Here is a 1,060-nt window from a genome sequence, read left to right as displayed (position 1 = left end):
GACAGGAACAACAGGTCAAAGGTGTTACCAGAACGAACCAGCCAAATGTAGTGGAATCCAGAAGTAATCAAAAGAAAACAGCCATACAGAAACAGGTTAACCAAAAACAGAATCTTAAGACTGTTACGAAGCAACCAGAGAAAGGACGGAAGAAATGAGATTAAAACGTATCCTTATCATAGGTACGATATTTCCTGTCCTTTTCTCCATCGTCCTCTTTTTCGGGATATTGATTTCCGGCGAAGATGACGACAGTTCCAACAGCTATTCGCCTGTCTACTCTGGCATGAATCTGTCAGCCGATGTCCTCAAACATCAGCCGATGGTAGAAAAATATGCCAGAGAAAACGGTATCTCGGAGTATGTGAACGTCCTGCTTGCCATCATACAGGTAGAAAGTGGCGGTACGGCTATTGATGTCATGCAGTCCAGCGAAAGTCTGGGACTACCGCCAAACTCATTAAGTACAGAAGAATCAATAAAGCAGGGGTGTAAATATTTTGCGTCCCTGCTTTCTTCCTGTAAAGCAAAAGGCATGAATGACATTAACGTGGTCATTCAATCTTATAACTATGGTGGTGGCTATGCAGACTATGTGGCGAAAAATGGAAAAAAGCACAGCTTCAACCTTGCAGAGAATTTCGCAAAGAATAAATCCTGCGGTACAAAAGTGACCTATACGAACCCGATAGCGGTCAGTAAAAATGGTGGCTGGCGGTATAACTACGGAAATATGTTCTATGTGGAGCTGGTCAACCAATATCTGACCGTGAAGCAGTTCAGCAACGAAACGGTACAGGCTGTTATGAATGAAGCGTTGAAGTATCAAGGCTGGAAGTATGTCTACGGTGGCAGTAACCCGAACACCTCTTTTGACTGTTCTGGTCTTATCCAGTGGTGCTACGGAAAAGCCGGAATCAGCCTGCCACGAACCGCACAGGCACAGTATGACGCAACCCAGCATATCCCATTGTCACAGGCACAGGCTGGCGATTTGGTCTTTTTCCATTCCACCTACAATACCAGTGATTATGTTACCCATGTAGGAATCTATGTGGGA

General features: G+C 44.6%; 1 protein-coding gene. It reads left to right on the top strand.

Features of this window, described 5'->3' with window-relative positions; genetic code table 11:
* Positions 1-154: 154 nt before the first annotated feature.
* Positions 155-1,060: bifunctional lysozyme/C40 family peptidase (locus GPK60_RS08425; RefSeq protein WP_252191341.1), on the top strand; the 906-nt coding region annotated here is incomplete at its 3' end.

This window comes from Ruminococcus sp. MCC718 (genome assembly GCF_018783905.1).
Taxonomy (GTDB): Bacteria; Bacillota; Clostridia; order Lachnospirales; family Lachnospiraceae; genus Hominisplanchenecus; species Hominisplanchenecus faecis.
Note: the sequence above shows the minus strand (reverse complement) of the source record. Positions and strands in the feature narration are given on the sequence as shown.